This window comes from Rhodothermales bacterium (assembly GCA_034439735.1).
Classification (GTDB): domain Bacteria; phylum Bacteroidota; class Rhodothermia; order Rhodothermales; family JAHQVL01; genus JAWKNW01.
On the sequence record JAWXAX010000149.1, the window covers coordinates 1 to 3,984 of the forward strand.

At 59.9% G+C, this 3,984-nt stretch carries 4 protein-coding genes; 3 read left to right on the top strand and 1 reads right to left on the bottom strand.

Annotation, left to right across the window (positions count from 1 at the left end; genetic code table 11):
* From SH809_11490 to SH809_11500, 3 genes are all read left to right on the top strand, one after another.
* Positions 1-462, top strand: a 462-nt coding sequence (locus SH809_11490) for an FtsX-like permease family protein (GenBank protein MDZ4700321.1), incomplete at its 5' end; no start/stop codon positions are given.
* A 617-nt stretch (positions 463-1,079) separates the two neighbouring features.
* A complete protein-coding gene (locus tag SH809_11495) occupies positions 1,080-1,997 on the top strand; it encodes a DUF1259 domain-containing protein (protein ID MDZ4700322.1) in 918 nt (305 codons plus the stop codon).
* 156 nt (positions 1,998-2,153) lie between these two features.
* Positions 2,154-3,710 carry an FAD-dependent oxidoreductase gene (locus tag SH809_11500; GenBank protein MDZ4700323.1) on the top strand — a complete coding sequence of 519 codons (1,557 nt, stop codon included), beginning with the start codon at positions 2,154-2,156 and terminating at the stop codon, positions 3,708-3,710.
* Positions 3,711-3,796: 86 nt separating this feature from the next.
* On the opposite strand, the gene SH809_11505 is transcribed toward SH809_11500, so the two are convergent.
* Positions 3,797-3,984: 4-alpha-glucanotransferase (locus SH809_11505; protein ID MDZ4700324.1), on the bottom strand; the 188-nt coding region annotated here is incomplete at its 5' end.

Below are 3,984 nucleotides of genomic sequence, written 5' to 3' on the forward strand. Positions count from 1 at the left end.
CTCCATGAGCGCGACCACGCCGGGGGTGATGACGCCCAGGTTTTCGGCGACGACGGGCAGTTCGCCGAGCCGGCTCTCGAGCACCTCGAACAGGCGGGCTTTGCCGGCATGGCGATGATCATCGCATGTATGGGCCTTTTTGGTCTGGTGTCCTATACCGCGTCGCAACGGACGAAGGAGATCGGCGTGCGGAAGGTGCTGGGCGCTTCGATTTCCAGTCTGGTTGCCCTGCTCTCGATGGAATTCGTCATGCTCGTCGGACTGGCCTTTCTCGTGGCCACACCGCTGGCGTACTTCGCCATGAAGCGCTGGCTCGACGGTTTCGCCTACCGCATCGATATCGGCCCCGAGGTCTTTCTTTTTACCGGGGCGATCGTCCTACTCATTGTCCTGGCGACTGTGAGCTATCATTCGATCAAATATGCCCTGGCCGATCCGGTCAAGAGCCTGCGGTATGAGTAACGCGGGTTAATCGAAGCCGGCACCTTCCTTACACCGCCGTCAGGAACCCCCCACAGGGGCATCTCTACAACCTGGACTATCATGAACGCGGCTATGTATGGCTTCTCCGGGGAACTGCGGCCTTCATCACTTCTTTAAGTAATTGTATAACGACTGGGCGACTGGGTTTTTTGCCGGCGGATGTTGATCGTACGCCGGATTCATGCATCGGCTTGTCGTGGGGCGATCTTCGTATGTCTTGCGCCTCCCTGGCTGGTACACCTGATATTCCCGGCATTCCGCGGGCAGAGGGTCAAATCGCAGACGGGGTAGGCGCTCAGAAAGAGAAGCTTCGTTTTTCCAGGAGTTGCGGACGAGGCTAGTAGCTTGTTGTTCGGCCGATTCGGGCGGGTAGTTTGATACAGAAACGCTTCGTTTCACCATCACGGGCCCTTTGGGCGGTATGATCCCAAACCCGGGAAACGGTAGCCTATTAACGAAAGAGCTGGCCTGTCGCTATTAATTCGTGCCGGCTCTGGTGACCAAAAGCAATTGGCAAAATCTACAGAGTACATGCCATTGTCTCATTTTCAAACGATTGACCTTACGCAAGCGCGACAGGTCTTTGAGGATAACTTATGTATAAGCAAATGTTTACACTCGGGGCAGCCATCGGATTCCTCTTGATTGCATGTCCAGACCCGAGTATCGCTCAGGAAAGGCCAACAGTAGGGTCGAGTGAATCGCTCGATATTGCGGCTTTAAAGAATATACTCGGCATAAAAGGGACCGAACAGAACGGGGAGTACAAGGTGACGGTGCCACAGAACGACTTGCAGGTGACTGTAGACGGCTTCTCGATTATCCCTCCGATGGGGATGGCCACGTGGGCCGCCTTCACGCCGGCCGAGGGAGGTGCTGTGGTAATGGGCGATATCATCATGAAGGAAAGCGAGCTCGGTGCCGTTCAGCAGGTACTCATCGAGAAGGGCCTGACTATTACCGGACTACACCGTCACTTCGTCCGTGATACGCCTGCGGTCACGTTTATGCACATCGGCGGCATGGGTCCCGAAAAGGAGCTGGCCAGCGGCGTAAAGGCCGTCCTGGACCGAGTTGCCGAACTGCGGGGTGGAGATCCAGCACAAGCGGAAGCCTCATCCGTAGAGACTACCCTCGATACAACCGAGATCGCTCGGGTGCTCGGGCACAAGGGTGAAATGAACCAGGGCGTTTACAAAGTCACCATCGGCCGGCCGGATGTGGCTCTTATGCATCATGGGGTATCCGTGAGCACTTTCATGGGCTTCAACACGTGGGCCGCCTGGCAAGGCACGCGTGAACGCGCAGCGGTTGCCGGGGATTTTGTGATGCTCGACAGCGAAGTAGCTTCCGTGATCGAGGCGCTCGTGAAACACGGAATCGAAGTCGTGGCCGTCCATAATCATATGGTGCATGAAGAGCCGCGCGTTTTCTTTTTGCACTACTGGGGAACAGGGCCTGCCGACCGTCTGGCGCAGGGATTACGGGCAGCGCTCGATCAGACCGGGAACTGACGTACGTGCTGAACGGCCCACGAATTCAATTCCGACGCCTTTGACCTCTCGCGTCGGTTAGTTCTGGCTCGGCCCCGCGACATCAGCGAAATCTGGGCACTGAATTGGGCCTATAAGCTGCCAGAACGACCACCCACCTCATACCAGGTCGCTAACATGCACAATCCAATCAAAACGGGGTCCGCACGGGACCGATCCCTCTGGGTGGCTACGGCGGAGATGCCGACCTATTCCCCCCTGCGTGAGGACATCCACGCAGACGTCTGCATAGTCGGCGCCGGCATTGCCGGCCTGAGCACCGCCTACCTGCTCACCAGAGCGGGTAAGTCCGTGGTCATCCTCGACGATGGGCCTCTGGCCGGCGGCATGACCGCGGTCACGACCGCCCATCTGTCTAATGCCCTGGATGATCGCTACTTCGAGATCGAGCGTCTGCATGGCGAAAACGGCGCACGCCTCGCGGCGCAGAGTCATGCGGCCGCCATCGACCGCATTGAAGCTATCGTCAGGGAAGAACAGATCGCCTGCGATTTCGAGCGGCTCGACGGTTACCTTTTCCTCGCGTCCGGCGAGGACGAGAAGGTTCTCGACCGCGAGATGGCCGCTGCGCATCGGGCGGGTCTCCGAGACGTGACCCGGGTGAGCCGCGCCCCGTTACAATCCTTCGACACGGGGCCTTGCCTGCGCTTCCCTCGCCAGGCGCAGTTCCACCCGCTGAAATACCTGGCGGCCCTGGCCCGAGCGATCCAGCGCGATGGCGGTCGCATCTTCACCCAGACCCACGCCGACAAGATCAGTGGCGGCTCCACCGCCCGGGTCAAGGCCGGCAGCCACATCGTAACCGCCGCCGCGATCGTGGTCGCCACGAATGCGCCCGTCAACGACCTGCTCGTCATCCACACCAAACAGGCGCCCTACATGTCCTATGTGATCGGGGCGCGCGTGCCGCGCGGCTCTGTAACGAAGGCGCTGTATTGGGATACCGGGGACCCGTACCATTACATCCGACTCCATAACGTTGTGGACGGTGATGCCGAGGCAGTAGGCAGCGGCGAGCATGATATCCTGATTGTTGGCGGGGAGGATCACAAGACGGGCCAGGCCGACGATACACAGGAACGCCATGCCCGGTTGGAGGGCTGGACTCGCGAGCGTTTTCCTTTTATCGAACAGGTCGAGTTCACCTGGGCCGGCCAGGTCATGGAAACCATCGATGGCCTTGCGTTCATCGGCCGGAATCCTCTGGACGATAACAATGTCTTCATCGTGACGGGCGATTCCGGCATGGGGATGACGCATGGCACGATTGCCGGCATGCTCCTGACGGACCTGATCATGGGCAGGGCGAACCCATGGGAGACCCTCTACGATCCATCCCGCAAGACGCTCCGCGCCGCGGGCGAATATGTCCGGGAAACGCTCAACATGGCCTCACAGTATTCCGACTGGCTCGCGGACGGGGACGTGCGTTCCGAGGACGAAGTGGCCAGGGACAGCGGGGCCGTGCTTAGCCGGGGGTTGAAGAAGGTGGCCGTATACCGCGATGGGAAGGGGAAACTGCATGCATTCTCAGCGGCATGCACGCACCTCGGGTGCGTCGTCGATTGGAATCCTGCCGAAAAGACATGGGACTGCCCGTGCCACGGCTCGCGCTTCGACAAACTAGGCAAGGTCATCAATGGCCCTGCGAACAGCGATCTGGCCCGGGCTTAGGACAGTGGGATCAATGCCGCGATCCTGACAAGCGATACAAAGGCAGTTCGCGGGAAGAAACGGCCCATAAGGTAGCCTGGGCCGACTCAAACGGCTGAACCGCCCTCTCCCCTCCCATACACTGCCGTCAGCTCCTTCAGCCGCTCCACCGCCTCATGCGTGAGCTGCTCTGGCCGGAAGCGCCAGCCCCAGTTGGGGGCGCCGACCGTCCCCGGCGTATTGACCCGGCCTTCGCTGCGGAGACCGAGCACATCCTGCATGGGGAGCACCGCGA

Bases quoted from the DNA above. Each gene is read 5' to 3' on its own strand.
- SH809_11495 (MDZ4700322.1), top strand. From the start codon at position 1,080: ATGTATAAGCAAATGTTTACACTCGGGGCAGCCATCGGATTCCTCTTG.
- SH809_11500 (MDZ4700323.1), top strand. From the start codon at position 2,154: ATGCACAATCCAATCAAAACGGGGTCCGCACGGGACCGATCCCTCTGG.